This is a genomic window from Ensifer sp. LC163 (assembly GCF_001695855.1).
GTDB lineage: Bacteria > Pseudomonadota > Alphaproteobacteria > Rhizobiales > Rhizobiaceae > Ensifer.
The window spans coordinates 89,723-112,867 of the sequence record NZ_MBSS01000009.1 but is presented as its reverse complement, the minus strand read 5'-3'; the positions used below and the strand labels follow the sequence as shown (position 1 = coordinate 112,867).

Here is a 23,145-nt window from a genome sequence, read left to right as displayed (position 1 = left end):
TCTATTGCTACGGCAAGGCCGCTTGGTGCCGCCTCATGTGACAGCGCCGGACGATACTATCGGCGGCGGGCGAAAAATTGATTAATCGATCAAAATGTGGGGCGCTGACGCTTCCTGCTGTCACGCGGGCGTATGTGATGCCCATTTTCCACCGGTCAGCGGTTGGCGCACGCCGGTCGTGCCTGGATAGGTCAGGGGTAGCCCTCGGTGCGACCGAACCGCAAGATAGGCCCAGGCCTCGGCTTCCATCGAATCGCCGTTGAAGCCGATCGCCTCGGCCGCGAGCACGTCTGCACCATGGATCTTCGCCTGGGATGCCAGATCCCGCATGATCACCGGATTGAGCCTGCCGCCGCCGCAAACGATGTAGGTTGCAGGCGCAGAAGGCAGGTGACCGGCCGATTTGACGATCGCGGCGGCCGTGACGTAGGCGAGCGTGCGCGCACCGTCTTCGAGATTGGCGTCTTTTCCCTGTGGCGGCGCGAAATCGTTGCGATCGAGCGAACGGCGCTTTTCTGCCGAAAAGAAGGGATTGAGCAGATAGCGTTCGGCGAGATCCGGCAACACGCTGCCTTCGCTGGCGATCATGCCGCCCTGGTCAAAGGGAATGCCGGCATGTGCCTCCACCCATTGATCGATCAGCGTGTTGCCGGGGCCGCTGTCGTAGGCAACCAGTCCGTCGTCCGATCCGATGAACGTCAGATTGGAGATGCCGCCGATGTTGACGAAGACGACCGGCGCAACCAGTTCGCCATTCGCTGCGGCGCTTCGGGCAAGCGCCGCGTGATAGGCAGGAATGAGCGGTGCGCCCTGGCCGCCGTGCTCCATGTCGTTGGCGCGCATGTCATAGACCACATCGATGCCCGTTTCGCGGGCGAGCAGCGCCCCGTCGCCGATCTGGACGGTCAAGCCGTCGTCTGGCCGGTGAAGCACCGTCTGACCGTGAAAGCCAAGGACATCAACACTTTCGTGCAAGATGTTGTTATGCTGGAGAAAGGTTCGAACCGCCTCGACATGCCTGAGTGTCAGTTCCCGTTCGAGATCGGCCAGGATGCCTGGCCGTTGCCCGCGGCTTGCGATCGACTTTGCGTCTTCGAGACCCTGCTTCAGCCGGTCGCGGAAGCGGGCGTCGTAGGCGTATCCGGCCGAAGGCCCCCGTTCGACAATCGCGTCGCCGTCGGTATGCAGCAGCGCCACGTCGATCCCGTCCATGCTCGTCCCGCTCATCAAGCCGACCGCGGTCATGATCTTGCCCATGCATTCCTCCAAGGCGTTGTCTGTCTACATAGCAAAATCATCGGCCAAGCAAAGACGTGCACTTTTGCCCAAACAGTGCTAAACGCCGCGCGCAGACGTTCTACCCAGCCGAAAGAGACAGGTCATGTCCGAGTTCAAGTCCGATTTCCTCCACACCCTCAGCGAGCGCGGTTTCATCCATCAGAGTTCGGATGACGCCGGCCTCGACCAGTTGTTCCGGACGGAGACCGTGACTGCCTATATCGGCTTTGACCCGACGGCGCCGAGCCTTCACGCCGGCGGCCTCATTCAGATCATGATGCTGCACTGGCTGCAGGCGACCGGTCACCGGCCGATCTCGCTGATGGGCGGCGGCACCGGCATGGTTGGCGACCCCTCCTTCAAGGACGAGGCGCGCCAGCTGATGACGCCGGCGACGATCGACGCCAATATTGCCAGCATCAAGACGGTGTTTTCGAACTACCTCACCTACGGCGACGGCCCCAAGGACGCGCTGATGATCAACAACGCCGACTGGCTGCTTGGCATCAACTACCTTGAATTCCTGCGCGACGTCGGCCGCCACTTCTCGGTCAACCGCATGCTGTCGTTCGACAGCGTCAAGATGCGGCTTGATCGCGAGCAATCGCTGTCGTTCCTCGAGTTCAACTACATGATCCTGCAGGCCTACGATTTCGTCGAACTGCACAAGCGTACCGGCTGCCGGCTGCAGATGGGTGGGTCCGATCAGTGGGGCAACATCGTCAACGGTCTCGACCTTGGCCACCGCATGGGAACGACGCAGCTTTACGCCCTCACCTCGCCGCTGTTAACGACATCGTCGGGCGCGAAGATGGGCAAGTCGGTCAATGGCGCCATCTGGCTGAACCCGGACATGCTGTCGGCCTACGATTTCTGGCAGTACTGGCGCAACACCGAGGACGCCGACGTTTCGCGTTTCCTCAAGCTCTACACGACGCTGCCGATGGCGGAGATCGCGCGGCTTTCGCAGCTCGGCGGCTCGGAGATCAACGAGGTCAAGAAGATCCTTGCCACCGAGATCACCGCCATGCTGCACGGCCGCGCCGCTGCCGAGCAGGCGGCAGAGACGGCCCGCAAGACCTTCGAGGAAGGTGCTGTCTCGGAAAACCTGCCGTCGATCGATGTGCCCGCATCCGAGCTCGAGGCCGGCATCGGCCTGCTGACGCTCGTCGTGCGCGCAGGACTTGCCTCATCGAACGGCGAAGCCCGCCGTCACGTTCAGGGGGGTGCCGTGCGCATCAATGACGAGGCCGTCAGCGATGAGCGCCGCCTGATTGGCAGCGGTGACGTGACCTCGGATGGCATCGTCAAGCTGTCGCTCGGCAAGAAGAAGCACATCCTGATTCGCCCTGCTTAAGTCAGGCGTCAATCAGACCATGTCGAAGGCCGGCCATTGCGCCGGCCTTTTTATTGAAACTCGAAAATGCTGCGGAAGACCCCGGGCGCGATGATCGAAAGCGGATTGATCGTCAACTTCGGCTGGCTGAACGGGCCATTGAGCTTGAAGGTGATGCCGAGCAGGCCGCGGTCACGGCCATTGCCGAGCAGGACGCCGATCAACGGCAGCTCCCCGAAAATCCGGTTCAAGCCGTAGGCGGGCATGAAGGTGCCCGTCATGTCCATGATGCCGTTGCCGTCGCGCACGGTTCCCTGGAAGGTCGCGCCGACATCGGTCCCCCTGAGGACGCCGCCATCGACGCGGATGGCACCGCGATCAAGCGCAAGCTGGGCGAAGCCGCGTTCGAAGCGTGCCGTGCTGACGTCGATGTCACGGCGGACTGCCTGATTGAGGCTTCGCCCGTCCTGTCCCGCCGGCGTCGAAACCATCGACTGCAGGCGTTGTTCGCCGACGAGCGAGAACTTGCGGATGTCGACCGAGCCGCGCCACGACCGGCCGCCGCGATCGCGCAGCTTCAGGTTCAAGAGACCGCCGCGCATGTTGCTGTAGATATCTGCAAAGCGAGCAAGCGAACCGGCGTCGCCAGTGGTCAGCTCAAGCGTGTTGTCGGCGCCCGATTTGGCTAGCCGCGCTACCACCGCCTGGCCGCTGCCGGTCACCGCCGACAGGTTGATGTCTTCGATCTGTTGGCCCCGTTCCGAATACACCAGATTCACATTCGACAGCACTTCGCCGTTGAAGCCGGCGACGCGACCGAGTTGGCCCTGGATGGTGATGTCGTCACCGCTGCCGCCGTTGCCGTTCGCGCCGCTCTTCATCTGGGCAAGGATCGGACGAATGTCGGCCGAAGTGCCGCTCAGCGTGACGACATGGATGCCCTTGCGGCGATCGATGACAACGTTGAAATCGTCGCCCTGCGCCAGGCGGACATTGCTGAGTTTTGCGTTGACTATGCCGGCGTCATCGACCTGCAGGGTGCCGCGCGCGCCGAAACCGTCGCCGGCGATCGCAAAGTCCTTGATGGTTGTGACGCTGTCGCTGATATCGGATGTGAAGCGCACCTCCGCAGGAATGCCTGCGCCTTTGTTCCAGCCGATCCACGGAAGCGAGAGTTTTGCCCTGGTCAGATCGATAGTGGCATGCTGCATATCAGCTTCATCGATCACCAGATCGACGTTCATCGGCCCGAAGATGATCTTCGACAGGCCAGGCATCAGCTTCTCTCGGGCTGCATCATCGAGTGTGCCGCTGATTTCGCGTTTGCGCTTGACCTTCGATTTGCTGTCGACCGGTTCGGTGAGCGCGATCTTGACCTTTGCGCCTTCAACAACCGCATTGGCATCGAGAACCGCCTGCTCGTTGTCGACCCGGAACGTGCCGGAAAGATTGGAGACGTCACGCCCGGAGATCGGGCGCGTGACAGTGACGTCATCGAGTTGCATTTCCACTTGCCAGAGAGGCGGCGGTGGGTGCTGGTCGGTGACGAGGCCAAAGCGCGCTCCGACCTGTGCGGTCAGCGGACCGGTAAAGTCGCCGGGAACGAACGGTGTCTTTTGCAACGCCTGTATCGGCTTGTAGGTGACGAGCTCGGCGATCGCGTCGGCCTGACCGCCAACTTCGATCTTCATCTCAGCGATCAGCGGTTTGGTGTAGACATCGGGAATGATGAAATCGCCACCATTGAGCGCGACGGATCGGCCAGAGGGGAAGTAGGCGGCTCCCTGCTTGACGCCCACTTCCATGCGCTGGCCGCTCAGCTTGAACGTGCCCGACGTGTCGCGCAGCGGTGGAATCTCGCCGGCAATATTGACGCGCGTATCGTCGATGTTGAACGTGATGTTCAGTTCTTTTTCGCCGAGCTTCAGCTCGCCTTCGTTCTCGGCTATCCGCCCCTCTGCCACCGAAACTTCGATGCGCGCATCGGTGACTGTGCCGCCGAAGAGGTTGCCTATCGCCCACCGGCGGGCGCCCTTGGCAAGCCACCATGGCCAGAGCTGCTTGACCGCGGTCGGCTCCATGCGATCGCTGACCGCGGCAAAGCTCACCTGCGGCGAGGTCTTGCCGAAGGCGACCGAAAGCGAACCGAACATGGAACCGAGCGGGCTGGAAACGGCGAGCTGATCGAAGATCAGGCGGTGGCGCGCATCAGAGGTGAAGCGGCCGCTCGCCTTCGCGTCGAAGATCAAAGGGCGCTCCGCAATGTCCTCCGGCGCAGAGCTGGCATTCCTGAACAGGAGATCGATGGCAAAGCCCTGGTCGGTTGCACCTGTGATCTTGTCGAGGTCCTTCACTGCACCGGTAAACGGGAAGATCGAGCGGCCGATATTGACGGTCGATGGCAGGATCTCGACCGAAGCGCGCTCGAAATCATAGGCGATATCCATTTGCGATGGATTGATCGTCGACATCAGTCCACCGGCGTGGAACGCGCCCTCCGATGTCCTGACCGCCACGCGAAGATCGGGCTTTGCGCCTTCAGCGGCGCGCGTTGCTGTCAGCGTCAGTCCCGCCGTTGCGTCGATGCCGAAGGCCGCCTCCTTGCCGAAGGGGCCGTGATAGAAGAAGGGCTTCAACGGAACGTTCGAAATCGCGGCTTCGAAACCCGACACATGACCTTTTGCACCAAGAGCGTTGGCGCTCAGATCGACATCGACACCATCGACGGCAACGCTGCCTTTGACGTGCATCGAGCCATCGGCATCACGATTGAACTCCAGTTCTTTTGCATCGACCGGCACGACGCGGTCACGCGCGCCGGCGACGGTGAAGGAGAAATTGGAAAGCAAGACCGTCTGGTCACCGCGTCCTGCCGCCATCTGTGACATGCGGTCGACATGGGCAAAAAGCTGCTCCAGCGCGTCGCCGACATCTGCGATTTTGATCTTTGTCAGGTCGATCGGCTCGCCGCGTGGCAGGAGGCCTGTGTCGAAATCGCCGCCTTCCGCTTCAAGGCGTGAAACCGCGATCCGGCCCGTCAACAGTGCCAGAGGGTCGAGGGCAATGGATATCGAACTCAATTTTGCAACCGGCTGGCCGGATGTGGTTTCGCTCAGCGCCACTTCCCGCGCCTTCAGCGCCAAGGCACCGTTTGAGGTCATGCGAACGACGGTGCTGCCGACCTCGGCGCGATAGGCACCGCCGAGCGCCGCGTTCAGCGCCGTGCGGGCGCGCGCATTGAGCGTGCCGTCGATAGCCCCGCTCTCGACGACGGCGATCAGGCTGGCTGCAATGATGAAGGCAAGCAGAAAGCCGCAAACCGCAATCTTGCTGAGAAAACCCAGGATCCCGCGTTTGTGTGGCGCATGCACGATGACGGGTTCGTGTGCCTGCGCTGAGGGCAACGCATGCAACGCGACGATGTCTTTCTTGCGAAAGCCGACTTTTTCGCCGCGGATCTCACTCATCGGCGCGGACGCCCTCCGGTTCAGTACGGGAAAGCCCGCCGCTCCCGTCGATGCATCATGCGGCAACGGGTCGACGGATCATTTTCACCGTCACGTAGACCACATCTGGCCGGACGGTGTCATCACGTCTTACCGACCATGCTGTGGAAAGCATTCACACATCCGCGGGTTTCGCGTGTGTGGATGCCGGGCAAAGGGTCCTATCGACGCAACCCGTCCGGAACCTGTCAAATCTAGCACAAATCCGCTGGACGGAGGTCGCTGATTCTCGATATGCCCTAGCCGGCGATTGTCCGCAAAACTTGGCGCAAGGAAGGTTTATTCATGGCAGGCCTTACTCCCGGAGATCTCGCTCCCGACTTCACGCTTCCCCGTAACGGCGGCGGTACGATCGCGCTTTCGGCCCTGCGCGGACGCCCAGTCGTGTTGTTCTTCTACCCGAAGGACGACACCAAAAGTTGCACGCTGGAGGCGATCTCCTTCACCGCACTTGCCCCGGAATTTGCCGCCGCAGGCGTCGAGCTGATCGGGATATCACCCGATTCGGTGAAACGTCACGACCGCTTCGCCAAGAAACATGACTTGGCGGTAACGCTTGCTGCCGACGAGGAGAAGTCCGTCATCAACGCCTACGGCCTCTGGGTGGAAAAGAGCCTTTACGGCCGCAAATATATGGGCGTTGAACGCAGCACCTTCCTCATTGCCACCGACGGCCGGATCGCGCGCGTCTGGGAAAAGGTCAAGGTTAATGGCCACGCCAACGAAGTGCTCGAGGCCGCCAAGGAGCTCTGAGTGAAAACGAAGAGACCGAGATGACGACGCTTCCCACGTTCCACAGCCTGCGCGGCGCCGCTGTCGAGGCGATCAGCGCTGCGGATCTCGCCGTCAAGACTGAGCTGGCGCAGGAAGCCGCCCGGCGCTGGCAGCGCCGTACCCTGTCGCTGCGTTCGCCGCTCGACCGCCCGGTTCCGCTGCGGCCGGGTCGGCCGGAAAAGCCTGTTCTGACGCCACCGACGCAGGTGAAGAAGCGCTCGCTCGGCTCGCTCAAGGGGCGGATCGCGCTCTTGCATTCGATTGCCCATATCGAACTCAATGCCGTCGACCTCGCGCTCGATATCGTCGCGCGCTTCGCGTCCGAAACAGTGCCGAACTCGTTTTTCGATGGATGGATGAAGGTTGCATTCGAAGAGGCCAAGCACTTCCGCATGGTTCGCCAGCGCCTGAACGACCTTGGCGCCGACTATGGCGACCTGCCTGCCCATGACGGACTTTGGCAGGCGGCGCACGACACACGCAACGACCTGACCGCCAGGCTTGCCGTCGTCCCGCTGATCCTGGAGGCGCGCGGGCTCGACGTGACACCGGCCCTGCAGGCGCGCATGCGCGAGACAGGAGACTTTGAGACGGCCGCGGTGCTCGACGTCATCTACGAGGACGAGAAAGGCCATGTGGCGGTCGGTGCCAAATGGTTCCGCTTTCTCTGCGCGCGCGAAAGAAAGGATCCGGCGGCAACGTTTCAGCAGCTTGTCCGCGCCAATTTTCGCGGCCCGCTCAAGGCGCCGTTCAACGACATTGCCCGGGCGGAAGCCGGCCTCACTCCATCCTTCTACCGCTCGATGACCGCGTCGACCAATCTCTCGTAGTGCGAGCACTCAACCAAATATTAACCCTAACGAAGTGTAATGCCCGTCAAGCAGTGCGAGACAATTCGCAGATGGCGGGAGTGGTGGAGTGTCTGAACGTTCGGCAAATCGCACCTTCGGAAAGCGCGCGCAGAATCACGTCTTGATCCTGGCGAGCGGTGACAAGGTCCGCCATATGACCGTGCGTCCGTGGATGGCGGCCCTTGCCGTTTCCGCAGCCGGTGTTTTCAGCATCGGTTACCTCGCCGCCACATCCTACCTCGTTCTTCGCGACGACCTCATCGGTGGCACGATCGCCCGTCAGGCACGCATGCAGCACGAATACGAAGACCGAATCACTGCGTTACGGGCACAGGTCGATCGCGTGACGAGCCGACAGTTGCTTGATCAGCAGGTGGTCGAAGAGAAGGTCGAAAAACTGCTTCAGCAACAACAGGCGCTTTCCTCTCGCAACGGCAAACTTGGTGCGTTGATCGAACGGGCGGAAAACTCGGGCCTGTCGACCGACTTCACCCAGCCGGCAGAGGTTGAACCCCTCGCCCACGAAAAACGTGCCGATGCTACCGGCGGCGTTCAGGCGATCGAAAAGTTGATGGGGCTGAGCGGCGTGCAAGGTGCTGCGCCTGCCCGTATCGCCGCCCTTGCCTATGCCCGGCCCGCGCCAGGCGAAAGCACCTCCGACCGCGCCGATCGGCTCTTTTCGAAAGTGACGCTCTCGCTGAAGGATGTGGAGCGCGACCAGATGGAGCGGCTTGAGCAACTGACGGATGGGGCAGCCAAAACATCCGAAGCCATCCGCAAGATCGTCGGTCGCACAGGTGTTGCCCTGTCCGAGAATGACGTCACGGAGTTGGCGCCCTCCGATGAGGCCACAGCTTCGACGAATGCGGCAATTGGCGGCCCTTTCGTCGAGCCCGTGAACGACGACGGCTTCGGCCGGTCGCTTGCCGCGCTCGACTCGGCCCTTGCCGAGCTTGAGCAGACCCGGGCTCAGGTCCGCGAACTGCCATTCGGCAACCCGTCGCCGGCAAGCGATATCACCAGCGACTTCGGCAACAGGCTCGATCCCTTTCTCGGCCGCTTGGCGCTGCACGCAGGCATCGACTTTCGTGCCACGGTCGGCACCCGCATCCGTGCGGCGGCTCCGGGCACCGTCACCAATGCCGGCCTGACGGGTGGCTATGGAAACATGGTCGAGATCGATCATGGCAACGGCGTTGCCAGCCGCTACGCCCATCTCTCGACGGTTTTGGTCAAGGTCGGTGACAGGATCAAGGCCGGTGATGTCGTCGCCAAATCCGGCAACACCGGGCGCTCGACGGGCCCGCACCTGCATTATGAGATCCGGCTGCACGGTCAGGCGGTTGATCCCATGCGGTTTCTCAACGCTGGCAGCAAGCTCGCCAGCTATATGAAATGAGCGCTGCGCCGGCCTGCCCGGCCGCTGCTACTTGACAAGAAACGCAACAGATTCGTTGCCGTTCACCTTTTCCCGCTTCAACGTGCTGGATTTCTTGACTTTCGACGGCATTCGGCTTAAGAGCCCGGCCACGCGGTGGTGTGTTTTCCACCGATCGAGCAGTGTTCTTATCGAACCGGAACGGAAACAGATTTCCCTTTGACCAATTTTGCTGACCTTGGCCTTAGCCAAAAAGTTCTCTCCGCAGTTACCGATGCGGGCTACACAATCCCGACCCCGATCCAGGCTGGTGCCATTCCCCCGGCACTCCAGCGCCGCGATATTCTCGGCATCGCGCAGACGGGAACAGGCAAGACGGCCTCCTTCGTGTTGCCGATGCTGACCCTGCTCGAAAAGGGTCGTGCACGAGCGCGCATGCCGCGCACGCTGATTCTGGAGCCGACGCGCGAACTGGCTGCCCAGGTCGCTGAGAACTTCGACAAGTACGGCAAGAACCACAAGCTCAACATCGCACTCCTGATCGGCGGCGTCTCGTTCGACGAACAGGATCGCAAGCTGGAGCGCGGCGCCGATGTGCTGATTTGCACGCCCGGCCGCCTGCTCGACCATTTCGAGCGTGGCAAGCTGCTGATGAGCGGCGTCGAGATCCTGGTCATCGACGAAGCTGACCGCATGCTCGACATGGGCTTCATTCCGGATATCGAGCGCATCGCCAAGATGATCCCGTTCACGCGCCAGACGCTGTTCTTCTCGGCAACCATGCCGCCGGAGATCCAGAAGCTTGCCGACCGCTTCCTGCAGAACCCGGAACGGGTCGAAGTCGCCCGCCCGGCGTCCACGGCCCAGACGGTGACGCAGCGCTTCGTTGCGACACACGCGAAAGATTATGAAAAGCGCGCCGTGCTGCGTGACCTGATCCGCGCCCAGGACGAGCTGAAGAACGCCATCATCTTCTGCAATCGCAAGAAGGATGTCGCCGACCTCTTCCGGTCGCTTGACCGTCACGGTTTCTCGGTCGGCGCTCTGCATGGCGACATGGACCAGCGCTCGCGCATGACCATGCTTGCCAATTTCAAGGACAATAACATCAAGTTGCTGGTCGCATCCGATGTTGCTGCCCGCGGCCTTGACATCCCCGATGTCAGCCACGTCTTCAATTTCGACGTGCCGATCCATGCGGAAGACTATGTTCACCGCATCGGCCGTACAGGCCGTGCCGGCCGCTCCGGCGCATCGTTCACGCTGGTGACCAAGCGCGACACGAAGTTCTCCGACGCCATCGAGAAGCTGATCGGCCAGAAGGTCGAGTGGCTGAACGGCGATCTCTCGAACCTTCCCGAGCCGATGGAAAGCCACGACACCGGTCGCCGTGACCGCGGCCGCGACGGCCGCAGGGACCGTAAAAAAGATGGGGACCGTGCGCCGAGAGGCCGTTCCGATCACAAAACAGATACGGTTCGTGCCGATAGTGAGGCCGAAATCGAAGCAGTCGTCGAAAGGGTAGAATCGGTGAAACCGGCACGCAACGCAGAGACGAAGCAGGGCAACGGCCACCGTCCGGAACGTCCGGTCCGCGCGGCAAACCCTGCCAATGACGACAACCGTGATCGTCGCAATCGCCACCGTCGCGACCACGACGACGGTCCGACGCCTGTCGGTTTCGGTGACGAGATCCCCGCGTTCATGCTGATTGCCGGCAAGGCCTGATCCAACCGATGGGTCGGCCGGGCATTGACTTTCCGGGCCTCGGCTGCGGACTAGCGATCATGCGCGACAGCAAGCTGTTGCTGTGCAAGCGCCTGAAGGCGCCTGAAGCCGGCCACTGGAACATTGTGGGCGGCAAGGTCGACCACATGGAGCGCAGCGAGCTCGCCGCGCGCCGTGAGGCCGAAGAGGAAAGCGGCCTGTCGATCCGTTCGACCCGCTTTCTCTGCCTCAGCGAACAACTGATCGAGGCGGATCGTCAGCACTGGATCTCGATGATCTACGTGACCGACGACTTTTCGGGCGAACCGCAACTGACCGAGCCGGACAAGCTGTCCGACATCGGCTGGTACGATCTCGATGCCCTGCCCCAGCCGCTTTCGCGGTTTGCCGCCGACGCCGTCGGTGCGATTCGAGCACAGGCGAAGTTTCTGGTCGACGCCGGCTGAACCTCTTTCGCCATCTCGCTTGAAGTCGATGGGTCGGCCTATTTCTTGGCCCGCAACGCCGCCTCATAGGCAAGTCTGACCCATCGCGCCATTTCCTCAGGATCGTCATACGCCTCTTCCGGGATGCTCCAGTAGGGCATCTTCACCGGCCTGCCCTTGCCGTCATAGGCCCATTGCCGGGATCCGGCCGCCTCGAAGGCTGGGGCCGTCTTGTCATCGCCCTTCAGCAGAATTTCGCCGTCGACTTCAAGCGCGAAGATGATTCCTTCGAAATAGATGCCCTTGCCGCCGAACATGCGTTTGATGGTCACCGGCCCGAGCGTTTCGAACATCTCTTCGATTGCGGCATTGTCCACGCGTTCACTCCTCCAAAATTCCGCCGGCAGCGATGATCTGCTCCGGCGTGTCGAGGTCAAGACGCGCAGCGGCGCCCAGCTCGACGTCGATCACCGGCAATCCACATCCCTCGACGATGTGCCTAGCTCCAACATCGCCAACCAGTCGGCCGATGGCGGCAAAGGTCTGCCGCGGCAGGATAACCGGGTTGCCGCGCTGGCCACCGGCCGTGGCCCGGATCACTGCGCTTCCGCCTTCTGCCGCAAACGTATCGACGAGCCGGCGCAGGTCGCCCGCCGTTATCCCCGGCATGTCGGCCAGCATCACCAGCATGCCGCTCGCCCCCTGATCGAGTGCAGCAAGCCCTGATGTCAACGAGGACGCCATGCCGGAGAGATAATCGGGGTTGGAGACGAACGTCACCGGCAGGCCGCCGAGCGCTGCGCGGATTTCGGCCTCACGATGTCCGGTGACGACGATCACGCGGCCGATATCGGCTGCAAGCGCGGTGACGACGCTGCGGCGAACGAGCGGCACACCATCGAAAGTCGCCAGCAGCTTATGCCCGCCTCCGAGGCCCATGCGACTGGCACGGCCAGCGGCCAGCACAACGGTTTCAACCGGCCGCAAGGCCTTCGGCGCAGCAGGTTCGCGCGGCTGCGGACGGGTTGGTATCTCTTTCAAGAGGCCGCCGACGCCGAGCCCCGTAATGTCATGCGGGCTTGGCCATTCGCCGGCGAGAATGCGGTCGAGCACCCAGTCGAAGCCGTTTTCGCGCGGGCTGCGCGCACAGCCCGGTGCTCCGATTACCGGCACCTTACCGACGCGGCCGAGCACGATGAGATTGCCGGGATCGACCGGCATGCCGACATGATCGACAGTGCCGCCAGCACGGCGGATGGCGGCCGGAATGACATCGTCCGAATCGGCAACCGCCGAGGCACCAAAGACGACGATGAGGTCGTGGTCGGCCTTCAAATCGTCGATGGCCGCAGCCACGGCGTCTTCCATATGGGCGACGCGCCGCTCGGTCGTCAGTTGGCTTGCGGATTGCCGCAGGCGCGCGGCCAGCACCGCATGGGTCTTGTCCATGACCTGGCGCTTCAATGATGGCAACTCGGTTGCTATCAGTGCCGCGTTGCGTGCGGCGAAGGGTTTGACCTCGAAGGCAGTATGAGTACGCAACAGCGTTTCGGCCTGCTCGACGAGTGAACCTGCCAATGCAAGCGGTATGATCTTGATGGTTGCCACCATGTCGCCGGGTTTGACCGGCACATGGTCCGCAAGGCAGGCGAGCGTGATGGCCGGGTCGATGCGGTTCAGCTTGTCGACGGTTTCGCGGGTGGCGACGAACAGTCCGTGTACCCGCGAATAGATGTTCACGCGGCCGGTTGCCGCTGCCGAGAACCGCAGATGGTCAGGCGCGATCGCCGCGGCGATCCGGGCCGCCGCTTCATTCTCGAGCAGATCGCCCCGATCCGGTTGGGCGACGATAATCTCGGCGATCCCTGCCTGCGCAAGTGCCGCGATATCGGCTGAGGTGAGCACGTGCCCCTTCGGCAATCGCAGATCGCCGGCCTTGACGGCATGCGCGAGCAAGACGCCTTCGGCCGCTGAAAGCTTGACGGCGCCAAATTTCATAGACGCTCCTCGCTGCCGTGCATGATATCCCGACGCCGCAGCGCTTCGATGATTTCGGCGAGGATCGCAACCGCGATCTCCGCTGGGCTCGCTGCGCCGATGTCGAGCCCGATAGGCGCCTTGACCCGCGCGATCGCGTCATCGGTCAGTCCGAGGCGCCGCAGTCGTTCGACGCGGCTTGCATGGGTCTTTCTGCTGCCAAGCGCCCCGACATAGAAACAGCCGCTGGCAAGTGCCGCCCGGATCGGTTCGTCATCGATCTTCGGATCGTGTGTGACTGCGACCATGGCCGTAAACCGATCGAACGGCCTGACCTTCAGAACGTCCTCCGGCCACTCCGCTATCAGCTCGACGCCGGCAAAGCGTTCGGCCGTCGCGAAGGCAGTGCGCGGATCGACGACGGTGAGGTCGAAGCCTGCGATGGGCGCCATGCGCGCAAGCGCCTGGGAGATATGGACGGCGCCGACAATGAGGATACGCGGCGGTGGCAGGTAGACATTGAGAAAGAAGGACCGCTCAGCCGCGACGATTATTCCGGCCTTACCGGAGCGAAGTGCAGATGCCATCGCGTCAACCCATTCGTCTGGACAGCGTTCGCCTTCGACGCAAAGATGGCTCTGGCCGGTCGCAAGATCGGTGAAGGCGACAGCCGCTCGTCTATCAGCGCGCGCCGCATTTAATGCCTGAAGGGTTGTGATATCCATGGTTCAGCCATCAATCCGCTCGACGAGCACCCGGATCCGGCCGCCACAGGAAAGTCCGACGCGCCATGCCGTCTCGTCGGCAACGCCGAATTCAAGAATTCTCGGCTTTCCCGTATCAAGAATATCGGCCGCTTCGCTGATGACTGCGCCCTCGACGCATCCGCCGGAAACGGAACCTTCGAAATTGCCGGCACCGTCGATCACCAGGTGGCTGCCGACCGGCCGCGGCGCAGATCCCCAGGTTTCGATCACCGTTGCAATCGCCACCCGACGCCCTTCGCCGACCCAGGCTTCGGCGATGGCGAGCGGATCGAGGATGTCGGTTGATGCCTGCATGTTACCTACCTCCCAGCGCGGCCTCCCAGCATTACGCGATGCTCGTTCATGAACCGTCGTGGGTCGGCCGCCCCAGACCGTTGACCCGACAGCGATTTGACCAGCTCGCCCACGGACTCAAGATTGTGCACGGCCCGGAATTCGTCAACATGCGGAAGCATCGCTTTGACGCCGCGGGCGCGCGCCTCGAAGCCGTCGAACCGCAAGAGCGGATTGAGCCAGATCAGCCGGCGGCACGAGCGGTGCAGGCGATCGATCTCCTGCTCCAGCTCTGCCGTATCATCGCGCTCGAGGCCATCGGTGATCAAAAGGACGATGGCACCCTGCCCCAGCACGCGTCGCGACCAGCATCGGTTGAACTCATGCAGGGTTTCGCCGATGCGCGTGCCTCCGGACCAGTCCTTGACCGCGGAGATGCATTCGTCGAGCGCGACATCAGGGTCGCGGTTTCGCATCGGCCGCGAAACATTCGTCAGCCGCGTGCCGAAGAGGAAGGTGTGAACGCGCTGGCGCTTTTCGCTCAGGGCGTGGAGAAAATGCAGGAAGATGCGTGTGTATTGGCTCATCGACCCGGAAATATCCGCAAGCACGACCAGCGGCGGATGAACGAGGCGCCGTTCGCGAAAGCGCGGCAAGATCAATTCACCGCCGAAGCGCATGGCGTCGCGCATCGTCGCGCGCGGATCGATCCGGATCTGCCGCGCAGAGGCGCGGTAGCGGCGGGTCCTCACCCGGTCGAGCGGCAGCACCAGCGACGACAGCGCCCGCCTCGCCTCAGTGATTTCAGCAGCCGTCATCTGGGCGAAATCGGCCTTGCGGAAAAGCTCCCTGCCCGAGACGGTATAGCGTGCGTCGACCTCGATCTCGGGTTCGTCGCGCGGCGGCCGGGCATCGTCGTGGCCAGACATCAGCGCATCGCTGACCCGCGTCTCGCCGGCCCGTCGGCGCTGGCGCTCGCTCCCGCGTTCCGGCGCGAGCGGAGACATCATCGCGATCATCTTCTCGACGAGGCCGCGCGAACGCCAGAATAGACGAAAGGCCTCGTCAAAGACTGCCTGGTCTTCGTGGCGCTTGACGAAGATGCACTGAAGTGCCGCGTAGAACTCGTCGCGCGTGCCGATGCCGATCAGGGTGACCGCGCCGATGGCGTCGGCTATCGCTCCGGGGCCGACCTTCATCCCGGCGCGTCGCAAGGCGCGGGCAAAGAACACGATGTTGTCGGCCAGCTTTCCGTCGCCGGGCGGCATCGGCGGGAGAATGGCACCATCAGGCGGATGTTCTCCCGGCTCCATCGTCAACCTGCCGTCAGCAATTCGGCCTTGACCTCGGCGAGCAGCTTGCGCCCCTCGGCTCCGTCGATCCTGGCGATGTCGTCCTGGTATTTTAGGAGAGTGCCCAGCGTATCGGCGATCGTCTCGGGGTCGAGTGCGAGCCGGTCGAGCTCGGTCAGGGCCGTCGCCCAGTCGATCGTCTCGGCAACACCCGGGTTCTTGAAAAGATCGATCGTGCGGAGCCGCTGCACATAGGCGATGATTTCGCGCGACAGGGCTGTGTTGCAGCCCGGAACCTTGCGGCGGATGATTTCGAGTTCCTGCGCCGCCTTGGGGTAGTCGACCCAATGGTAGAGGCAACGCCGCTTCAAGGCATCGTGGATCTCGCGCGTGCGGTTGGTGGTGATGATGACAATCGGCGGTTCGGCAGCGCGGATGGTGCCCAGTTCCGGAATGGTCACCTGGAAATCCGACAGGACCTCGAGCAGAAACGCCTCGAAGGCTTCGTCGGTGCGGTCGAGTTCGTCGATCAGGAACACCGGTGCCCGTCCGCTCTCAGCCGAAATGGCCTGAAGCACCGGGCGTCGAATGAGAAATCGTTCCGAGAAGATGTCGCTTTCGACCCTGCGTCGGTCCACCGTGCCGGCCGCTTCCGACAGCCGGATCTCCAGCATCTGCGCGGGATAGTTCCACTCGTAAACGGCAGACGCGACGTCGAGCCCCTCGTAGCACTGCAGGCGGATCAAAGGCCGATCGAGGGCACGGGCGAGCACCTTGGCGACCTCGGTCTTGCCGACACCGGCCTCGCCTTCGAGAAAGAGCGGGCGTTTCATCCGGAGCGCGAGAAACAGCACCGTCGCAAGCGCCGTGCCGGCGAGATAATCCTGTGCCTCCAGCATCGCCATCGTTTCATCGATGGATTGGGGCAATTCACCTGTCGCCGGCGCCATGCATCCTCCGCTACGGCCAGTTTCAGTCATTCGTCATGATATCTGATATAAACGTCTTATATCAGCTGCTTGCAGGCATTTTCTCACGTTCTCAGCGAGAACGGATCGCCCGTCTTGAAAACCTACAGCGAGTGGTATCCGCGGTCTACATAAATGAGCGGCGGGCGCGACGGACCGAGCGAGACATCCACGACCTCGCCGAACAGCACGATATGGGTCGCGATGGTCTTGACCTCGATCAGCCGGCAATCGAAAGCGGCGGTTGCATCAACGAGGATCGGCGAACCGGTCGTCAGCTGCGTCCATTGGCCGAGCGCGAAGCGGCGATCCATGTCGAGCTGGTCACGACCGGAAAAGGCGTGGGCGAGCGCACGATGCTCGTCGCCGAGCAGGTTCAGCGCAAAGCTGCCTCCCCGCACGAAGATGTCATTGCGCGGGTTTGCAGCGTTCAGGCAGACGAGAACGGTTGGAGGGCTGTCGGAAACCGAGCAGGAGGCGGTGACCGTGACTCCGCGTCGCTCGCCGCCATCGGCAGCGGTGATGAGCTGCACGTGGCCGGCCAGGCGGCTCATCGCGTCGCGATAACTTATCGGGTCCAGTCGGGCTCTCTCCAACACATCTCTCTCCAGGCGATGTCAGGCACATATAGCCGCTGGCGGAAAATATGAAACCCGCCGGCCGGAGAATCTTGCAGATCCGCGACATGGTCATGGCGCGGATCGGATGGCCGTCGTTTCCACCTGCATCTTTTCCTTTGACGCCGGTGGCCACATCCTTAAAACATGCGGCCACTACAGCGCCGCGGATGATTGAGATCACGCCAAGGAATGCGGTAGCATTTTTAGACTCGCTGCATAATCTCTCCTTGAAACCATTCCGACCTTGGGAATTATGCAGTATCGGGGAATTGCATGCTTCGTTCGATCGTTTTGAGCCTCATCGTAGCGGGAATGGCGCAAGCTGCACCTGCCGCCGCTGCCGGCGTCAAGGTCGCTGTTGTTGCTCCCGTTGAAGGGCCGTTCGCCCTGCTCGGCAAGCAGATCATCGATGGCGCCACCTTCCAGGCAGCCGATCGCGGCAGCGAAATCGTCGTCATCCCCGAAACATGCGACGCGGCTAGTGCCGAAGCTCTGACCAAGGCGCTTCTGGCGGCCGGCGCCGAGGCGGCCATCGGCTTCCTCTGCACCGAGAGCCTCACCGCGACGCTGCCAGCGCTCGCCGAGGCCAATATACCAGCGGTGACGCTGAGCGTGCGTTCTGACATCCTGATGGAAGACGTGCTCAAGAAGAACTGGCCGCTGTTTCGCCTCGCCCCGAGCGGCAAGGCCGAATCGGCCGGCATCGTTGCTGCCATTACCGCGCGTTGGAAGGACAAGCCGATCGCCTTGATCGACGACGGCACGATCCATAGCCGCGAACTGGTCGAGAGCGTGCGCGCAGCGCTCGGCGAAATCGGACTGACACCAGTCTTTACCGACACCTATCGCCCCGCCCAGGAGCAGCAGATCAACCTCGTGCGGCGCCTGGTGAAGAGCGGCGCAACGCACGTCTTCACCGGCGGCGACCGACAGGATACCGCCGTGATCGCGCGCGATGCGCAGGAGGAAGGCGCAAGCCTGACCTTGCTCGGCGGCGACACGCTGAACGCAGCCGACGCGACCGTACCGCTGGCCGACGGTGTTCTGGCGCTGACGTTGCCCGATGCGGCTCAGTCTTCTGAGGGCAAGCCTGTCGCCGACGCCATGCGGTCAGCCGGCATCGAGCCCGAAGGTTATGTGCTCCAGGCATTCGGCGCCATGTCTGTTCTGGAGCAGGCCAGGGATCAGGCTGAAAAGGACGAAAAGCCGTTGACGGAGGTGCTGCTCAAGGCGCCCTACCAGACGATCCTCGGCCCGATCGCTTTCAACTCGGCGCACGAGCGCGCCGGCAATCCCTATCGATTGATGCAATGGCAGGCGGGCCGCTTCGTCCCCGTTGCCGACGCCGCCGGAGCGCAATGATGGTACCTGGGCCACATAACCTGATCACCGATGTCGCTGGCCTTTCCGTCGGCAATGCCGAAGACCATCGCTTGAAATCGGGCGTGACCGCAATCGTCTGCGATCCGCCGGCAACGGCCGCCGTCCAGGTGCTCGGCGGTGCTCCCGGCGCGCGCGAAACGGATTTGCTCGAACCGCACAACACCGTGCAGACCGTCGATGCCATCATCCTGTCCGGCGGTTCGGCCTTTGGCCTGGACGCTGCATCCGGTGCGCAGGCAGCACTCAAGGAGATGGGACGCGGCTTTGCCATCGGGCCACACCGCGTGCCGATCGTGCCGGCTGCAATCCTGTTCGACCTGATCAACGGTGGCGACAAGGACTGGGGGCAGTTCCCCCCCTACCGCGAACTTGGCTACGAGGCTGTGCGCAAAGCGGATCTGAGCTTTTCGACGGGCTCGGCAGGCGCCGGCACCGGCGCCTTGACGGCGACCTTCAAGGGTGGCCTTGGCTCCGCCTCGATCGTGCTGCCGAACGGGATCACCGTCGGCGCGCTCGTAGCCGTCAACGCACTCGGCTCGGCGACCGTCGGCGGCACCCGGCATTTCTGGGCCGCTCCCTTCGAGAAGCAGGAAGAGTTCGGTGGGCTTGGCCTGCCCCATCCCCTGCCGGCGGACGCATCCGATATCCGCACGAAACTGGCTGCCAACCTGTCGGCAGCCGCCAACACCACGATCGCGGTGATCGCGACGGATGCGGTGTTGACCAAGGCCGAGGCCAAGCGCCTGGCAATCGCGGCGCATGATGGCTTCTCGCGGGCCCTATGGCCGGCGCACACGCCGCTTGACGGTGACCTCATCTTCGCGCTTGCCACCGGCGCAAGCGGCAGAACATTGGAGCTCGCGGATTTCCTCGATCTCGGCGCAGCCGCCGCGGCGACGATGGCGCGCGCGATCGCCCGCGGCGTCCATGACGCAACACCCGCCGAAAACGATCCCGTCCCGTGCTGGTCCAGCCGCGGTTGAACCACGATTAGCAGCGCGCATGTTGTTTGCGCGGCTGCGGAGTGCTATTGCGCGGGAAACAGCCGGAGCCTCTCATGACCCATCCCATTCGCATTGCACCGTCGATCCTGGCGGCCGATTTTTCGAAGCTCGGACAGGAAGTCCGCGACGTCGTGGATGCCGGCGCGGATTGGATCCATCTCGATGTCATGGACGGGCATTTCGTCCCGAACATCACGTTTGGGCCCGACGTGATCAAGTCGTTGCGCCGCTATACCGAGGCGACCTTTGATTGCCACCTGATGATCTCGCCCGCCGACGGGTTCCTTGAAGCCTTTGCCAAGGCCGGTTGCGATATCCTGACGGTTCACGCTGAAGCCGGGCCGCACCTTCACCGTTCGCTGCAGACCGTCAGGTCGCTCGGCAAGAAGGCCGGCGTTTCGCTCAATCCGGCAACGCCCGAAAGCGCCATCGAATATGTGCTCGACACCGTGGACTTGGTACTGGTGATGACGGTCAACCCGGGTTTCGGCGGCCAGAAATTCATCGACGCGACGGCGGAAAAGATCCGCCGGATCAAGGCGATGATCGGCGATCGGCCAATCGAGATCGAAGTCGACGGCGGCATCGCCCCTGAAACGGCAGCGATTGCGGCCGGCGCCGGCGCAAATGTGCTCGTCGCCGGTTCGGCAATCTTCAAGGGTGGTTCGGTCGATGCCTATCGCTCTGCCATCCAGGCGATCCGCACCCCCGCCGAAAAGGCCCGCTAATGGCGCACCTGGCGACGTCAGGGCTGCTTCTCGGGGTGGCTGCGCTTATGGCGTCACAGGCATCGGCCGGTGACTATGCTGCATTCCAGCCGATCGGCTTTTCCTCCGACGGCAATGTTTTTGCGTTCGAGGAGTATGGCGTCCAGGACGGCTCGGGTTTCCCGTATTCTACGATCTACGTCGTCGATACGCGCAACGACACGTTTCTGCCGGGCGCGCCGGTGCGCGCGGTCGGTCGCGAGGATGGCGCTCCGCTGCACCGGACGAGACACGAGGCGCATCGCCGCGCCGCGCCCTTGATCGATGCCTACAGGCTTGCCGATGCGCCGGGACTGCTCGCTGCCTACAATCCGATTACCGAAGCCAATGCAGCGCCGCTGGCCCTTACCTACGATGCCTTTGCCGCAGACGATGCCTTCCGTGAGACCTACGGCCTGACACTCGAGGAAAAAAGCTTCGAGCCGGAAGGGCTGTGCAAAGATTTCCTGAAAGAGGTCAAAGGCTTCCGCCTGTCGATGACGATGAAGGCTGGCAAGCCGGCAAGTGACGTGCTGCAGGACGACGCTCGTGTGCCGGAAAGCCGCCGTTGCCCGACCGGTTATCGCATCGGCGGCGCAGTGACGCACATGAACGATGATGGCACGCAAACCCATGTCGTGATGGTGCTGGTCAAATCGCTCGGCTTCGAGGGCACGACCGACAGACGATGGATTGCGGTTCCGACCCGGATCGCAAGATGAATGAAACGGGCGCCGGGGCGAAATCAGCTTATGCTTCCGCGCCGGCCCTGAAGCGCTCGCGATTCGTACGGGCGTTCCCGTCCGCGCCTGAACTTGTGTTGGGCGCGCCGGCCTGGGGGCTGGTGACGGTCGCTTCCGCCTGGTTTGCGCTCTGGCTTCGCGAGAGCACCCTAACCTTCCACCTGGCGGAATTGCTCGTGATGTATGGTCTCGGTGCCATGCTGGCCTGGCCGCCTGCACTGTTCCTGGCACGTTTCGCCACGCTTGGCCGTCCTGCTGAAACCCGGTTTGCGGCCTATCTCTTGTGCCTGTCGCTCGGCACGATCGCCGTCACGGCCATGCTGTTCGCGCTCGATTATCGCGTGTTTTACGCCCGCTGGCACGCCGATACCGGCACCCGGGCCTGGTTTTACCAGTTCGCCTTTACCTCGCTTGTCGCCTTCTACCAGTTCCTGGTGCTGGGCATTCGGCTCTATCTTCCGGTCGGCGGCGTGGCACTTCTGGCCGTCAGCCTGTGGCTTGCGAGGGCTGAGGGCCGTCAACAACGTTGAGCTTGGCGGGCATCTTTGCTAGAGGCACAGCCATCCTCCACTGATGACGAAAGCTGAGAGCCCATGATCCCCCGTTATTCCCGACCGGAAATGGTGGCCATCTGGTCGCCGGAAACCAAGTTCCGCATCTGGTTCGAGATCGAGGCCCATGCCTGCGATGCGCTGGCCGAAATCGGCGTGATCCCGAAAGATGCCGCAAAGACGATCTGGGAAAAGGGTGGCGCCGCCACGTTCGACGTCGATCGTATCGACGAAATCGAAGCCGTCACCAAGCACGACGTCATTGCGTTCCTGACGCATCTGGCAGAGTTCGTCGGCCCCGACAGCCGCTTCATCCACCAGGGCATGACGTCCTCCGACGTGCTCGACACCTGCTTCAACGTGCAGCTGGTACGGGCAACCGACCTTCTGCTTGCCGATATGGACAAGCTGCTGGAAGCGCTGAAGCGTCGCGCGTTCGAACACAAGGATACGGTGACGATCGGCCGCTCGCACGGCATCCACGCCGAACCGACGACCTTCGGCGTCAAGCTGGCGCTGGCCTATGCCGAGTTCGATCGCTGCAAGCAGCGTCTTATCGCAGCCCGCGAAGAAGTTGCGACCTGCGCTATCTCCGGCGCCGTCGGCACCTTCGCCAATATCGACCCGCGCGTCGAGGAACACGTCGCCAAGGCGCTTGGGCTGAAGCCAGAGCCGGTCTCCACCCAGGTGATCCCGCGCGACCGCCACGCGATGTATTTCGCCACCCTTGGCGTCGTCGCCTCGTCGATCGAGCGCCTGGCCACCGAAATCCGCCACCTGCAGCGCACGGAAGTCCTCGAAGCTGAGGAATATTTCTCGCCGGGCCAGAAGGGCTCGTCGGCCATGCCGCACAAGCGCAATCCGGTGCTGACGGAAAACCTCACGGGTCTTGCCCGCATGGTCCGCGCTTTCGCCATTCCTGCGATGGAAAACGTCGCGCTCTGGCACGAGCGCGATATCTCACATTCCTCGGTCGAGCGCATGATCGGCCCGGATGCGACGGTAACGCTCGACTTCGCGCTTGCCCGCTTGACCGGCGTAATCGACAAGCTGCTCGTCTATCCCGACAACATGACCAAGAACATGAACAAGTTCCGCGGTCTCGTTCACTCGCAGCGCGTCCTGCTCGCATTGACGCAGGCCGGCGTGTCGCGTGAGGATGCCTATCGCCTCGTCCAGCGCAACGCGATGAAGGTCTGGGAACAGGGCAAGGACTTCCTGGAGGAGTTGCTTGCCGATGCCGAGGTTCGCGCGGCCCTGTCGGAAGCTGACATCCGCGAAAAGTTCGATCTGGGTTACCACACCAAACACGTCGACACGATCTTCAGCCGGGTCTTTGGCTAAGCATGTCGCGCAAAAGTGTGCGGCGGTTTTGCGGTGACGACATGCCCAAGAAATAAAAGCCGGGCGCGATAGCCGCCCGGTTCGTGCCAGAACGAAGCACGTTTCTGTTGTAATGCTCCATAATGCCCGCATTTGACGCAGTCTGATCAAATGCGGGCATTTTTGTTAGCAAGGAATTCAATCATTGCGTGAGATGGTCGA

21 protein-coding genes are annotated in these 23,145 nt (G+C 62.6%); 12 read left to right on the top strand and 9 right to left on the bottom strand.

Annotated elements, in window-relative coordinates; translation table 11 throughout:
* Positions 1–120: 120 nt before the first annotated feature.
* Positions 121–1,257, bottom strand: a complete 1,137-nt coding sequence (locus BC360_RS08535; protein ID WP_065794908.1) for an anhydro-N-acetylmuramic acid kinase — start codon at positions 1,255–1,257, stop codon at positions 121–123.
* A 124-nt stretch (positions 1,258–1,381) separates the two neighbouring features.
* On the opposite strand from BC360_RS08535, the gene tyrS reads away from it, so the two are divergent.
* Positions 1,382–2,635: a tyrosine--tRNA ligase gene (gene tyrS, locus BC360_RS08530; protein WP_065794907.1), complete on the top strand. Its 1,254-nt coding sequence runs from the start codon at positions 1,382–1,384 to the stop codon at positions 2,633–2,635.
* Positions 2,636–2,685: 50 nt separating this feature from the next.
* Here the strand turns inward: tyrS and BC360_RS08525 are convergent, their stop codons facing one another.
* Positions 2,686–6,081 carry a DUF3971 domain-containing protein gene (locus BC360_RS08525; protein ID WP_065794906.1) on the bottom strand — a complete coding sequence of 1,132 codons (3,396 nt, stop codon included), beginning with the start codon at positions 6,079–6,081 and terminating at the stop codon, positions 2,686–2,688.
* A 324-nt stretch (positions 6,082–6,405) separates the two neighbouring features.
* On the opposite strand from BC360_RS08525, the gene BC360_RS08520 reads away from it, so the two are divergent.
* The 5 genes from BC360_RS08520 (at position 6,406) to BC360_RS08500 (ending at position 11,297) form a co-directional block, all read left to right on the top strand.
* Positions 6,406–6,873 carry a peroxiredoxin gene (locus BC360_RS08520; protein ID WP_065794905.1) on the top strand — a complete coding sequence of 156 codons (468 nt, stop codon included), beginning with the start codon at positions 6,406–6,408 and terminating at the stop codon, positions 6,871–6,873.
* 20 nt (positions 6,874–6,893) lie between these two features.
* Complete coding sequence (locus BC360_RS08515) at positions 6,894–7,724, top strand: ferritin-like domain-containing protein (RefSeq protein WP_065794904.1); 831 nt, start codon at positions 6,894–6,896, stop codon at positions 7,722–7,724.
* An 88-nt stretch (positions 7,725–7,812) separates the two neighbouring features.
* Positions 7,813–9,144, top strand: coding sequence for a M23 family metallopeptidase (locus tag BC360_RS08510; RefSeq protein WP_065794903.1), 1,332 nt, complete (start codon positions 7,813–7,815; stop codon positions 9,142–9,144).
* Between the two features lie 198 nt (positions 9,145–9,342).
* Positions 9,343–10,851, top strand: coding sequence for a DEAD/DEAH box helicase (locus BC360_RS08505; RefSeq protein ID WP_065780222.1), 1,509 nt, complete (start codon positions 9,343–9,345; stop codon positions 10,849–10,851).
* 8 nt (positions 10,852–10,859) lie between these two features.
* The gene (locus BC360_RS08500) at positions 10,860–11,297 is read left to right on the top strand and encodes an NUDIX hydrolase (RefSeq protein WP_065794902.1); all 438 of its coding nucleotides are present in this window, start codon (positions 10,860–10,862) and stop codon (positions 11,295–11,297) included.
* Positions 11,298–11,335: 38 nt separating this feature from the next.
* On the opposite strand, the gene BC360_RS08495 is transcribed toward BC360_RS08500, so the two are convergent.
* The 7 genes from BC360_RS08495 to BC360_RS08465 all read right to left on the bottom strand — a co-directional run bounded on the left by BC360_RS08495 (position 11,336) and on the right by BC360_RS08465 (position 17,107).
* Positions 11,336–11,653: a TfoX/Sxy family protein gene (locus BC360_RS08495; protein ID WP_065780217.1), complete on the bottom strand. Its 318-nt coding sequence runs from the start codon at positions 11,651–11,653 to the stop codon at positions 11,336–11,338.
* Positions 11,654–11,657: 4 nt separating this feature from the next.
* Entirely contained in the window at positions 11,658–13,274 is a 1,617-nt protein-coding gene (locus BC360_RS08490; RefSeq protein WP_065794901.1) for an NTP transferase domain-containing protein, read from the bottom strand.
* Positions 13,271–13,978, bottom strand: coding sequence for an XdhC family protein (locus BC360_RS08485; protein WP_065794900.1), 708 nt, complete (start codon positions 13,976–13,978; stop codon positions 13,271–13,273). The genes BC360_RS08490 and BC360_RS08485 overlap by 4 nt, the downstream gene beginning before the upstream one ends.
* Before the next feature lie 3 nt (positions 13,979–13,981).
* Positions 13,982–14,314: an XdhC family protein gene (locus BC360_RS08480; protein ID WP_065780211.1), complete on the bottom strand. Its 333-nt coding sequence runs from the start codon at positions 14,312–14,314 to the stop codon at positions 13,982–13,984.
* Positions 14,315–14,319: 5 nt separating this feature from the next.
* Positions 14,320–15,606, bottom strand: a complete 1,287-nt coding sequence (locus tag BC360_RS08475) for a vWA domain-containing protein (protein ID WP_167590812.1) — start codon at positions 15,604–15,606, stop codon at positions 14,320–14,322.
* 2 nt (positions 15,607–15,608) lie between these two features.
* Positions 15,609–16,535, bottom strand: a complete 927-nt coding sequence (locus tag BC360_RS08470) for an AAA family ATPase (protein ID WP_065780209.1) — start codon at positions 16,533–16,535, stop codon at positions 15,609–15,611.
* A 122-nt stretch (positions 16,536–16,657) separates the two neighbouring features.
* The gene (locus tag BC360_RS08465; protein ID WP_139109964.1) at positions 16,658–17,107 is read right to left on the bottom strand and encodes a flavin reductase family protein; all 450 of its coding nucleotides are present in this window, start codon (positions 17,105–17,107) and stop codon (positions 16,658–16,660) included.
* Between the two features lie 339 nt (positions 17,108–17,446).
* Here BC360_RS08465 and BC360_RS08460 point away from each other — a divergent pair, with 339 nt between their 5' ends.
* From BC360_RS08460 to purB, 6 genes are all read left to right on the top strand, one after another.
* The gene (locus BC360_RS08460; RefSeq protein ID WP_065794897.1) at positions 17,447–18,535 is read left to right on the top strand and encodes a branched-chain amino acid ABC transporter substrate-binding protein; all 1,089 of its coding nucleotides are present in this window, start codon (positions 17,447–17,449) and stop codon (positions 18,533–18,535) included.
* Positions 18,532–19,539: a P1 family peptidase gene (locus BC360_RS08455; RefSeq protein WP_065794896.1), complete on the top strand. Its 1,008-nt coding sequence runs from the start codon at positions 18,532–18,534 to the stop codon at positions 19,537–19,539. The genes BC360_RS08460 and BC360_RS08455 overlap by 4 nt, the downstream gene beginning before the upstream one ends.
* Positions 19,540–19,613: 74 nt before the next feature.
* Positions 19,614–20,288 carry a ribulose-phosphate 3-epimerase gene (rpe, locus tag BC360_RS08450; protein ID WP_065780201.1) on the top strand — a complete coding sequence of 225 codons (675 nt, stop codon included), beginning with the start codon at positions 19,614–19,616 and terminating at the stop codon, positions 20,286–20,288.
* The gene (locus BC360_RS08445) at positions 20,288–21,028 is read left to right on the top strand and encodes a DUF2259 domain-containing protein (protein ID WP_065794895.1); all 741 of its coding nucleotides are present in this window, start codon (positions 20,288–20,290) and stop codon (positions 21,026–21,028) included. Before rpe ends, BC360_RS08445 begins: the two co-directional genes overlap by 1 nt.
* Complete coding sequence (locus BC360_RS08440) at positions 21,025–21,579, top strand: hypothetical protein (protein WP_065794929.1); 555 nt, start codon at positions 21,025–21,027, stop codon at positions 21,577–21,579. The genes BC360_RS08445 and BC360_RS08440 overlap by 4 nt, the downstream gene beginning before the upstream one ends.
* Positions 21,580–21,642: 63 nt before the next feature.
* On the top strand, positions 21,643–22,944 hold the full coding sequence (gene purB, locus BC360_RS08435) for an adenylosuccinate lyase (RefSeq protein ID WP_053247500.1): 1,302 nt from the start codon (positions 21,643–21,645) through the stop codon (positions 22,942–22,944).
* The last annotated feature ends 201 nt before the right edge of the window (positions 22,945–23,145 follow it).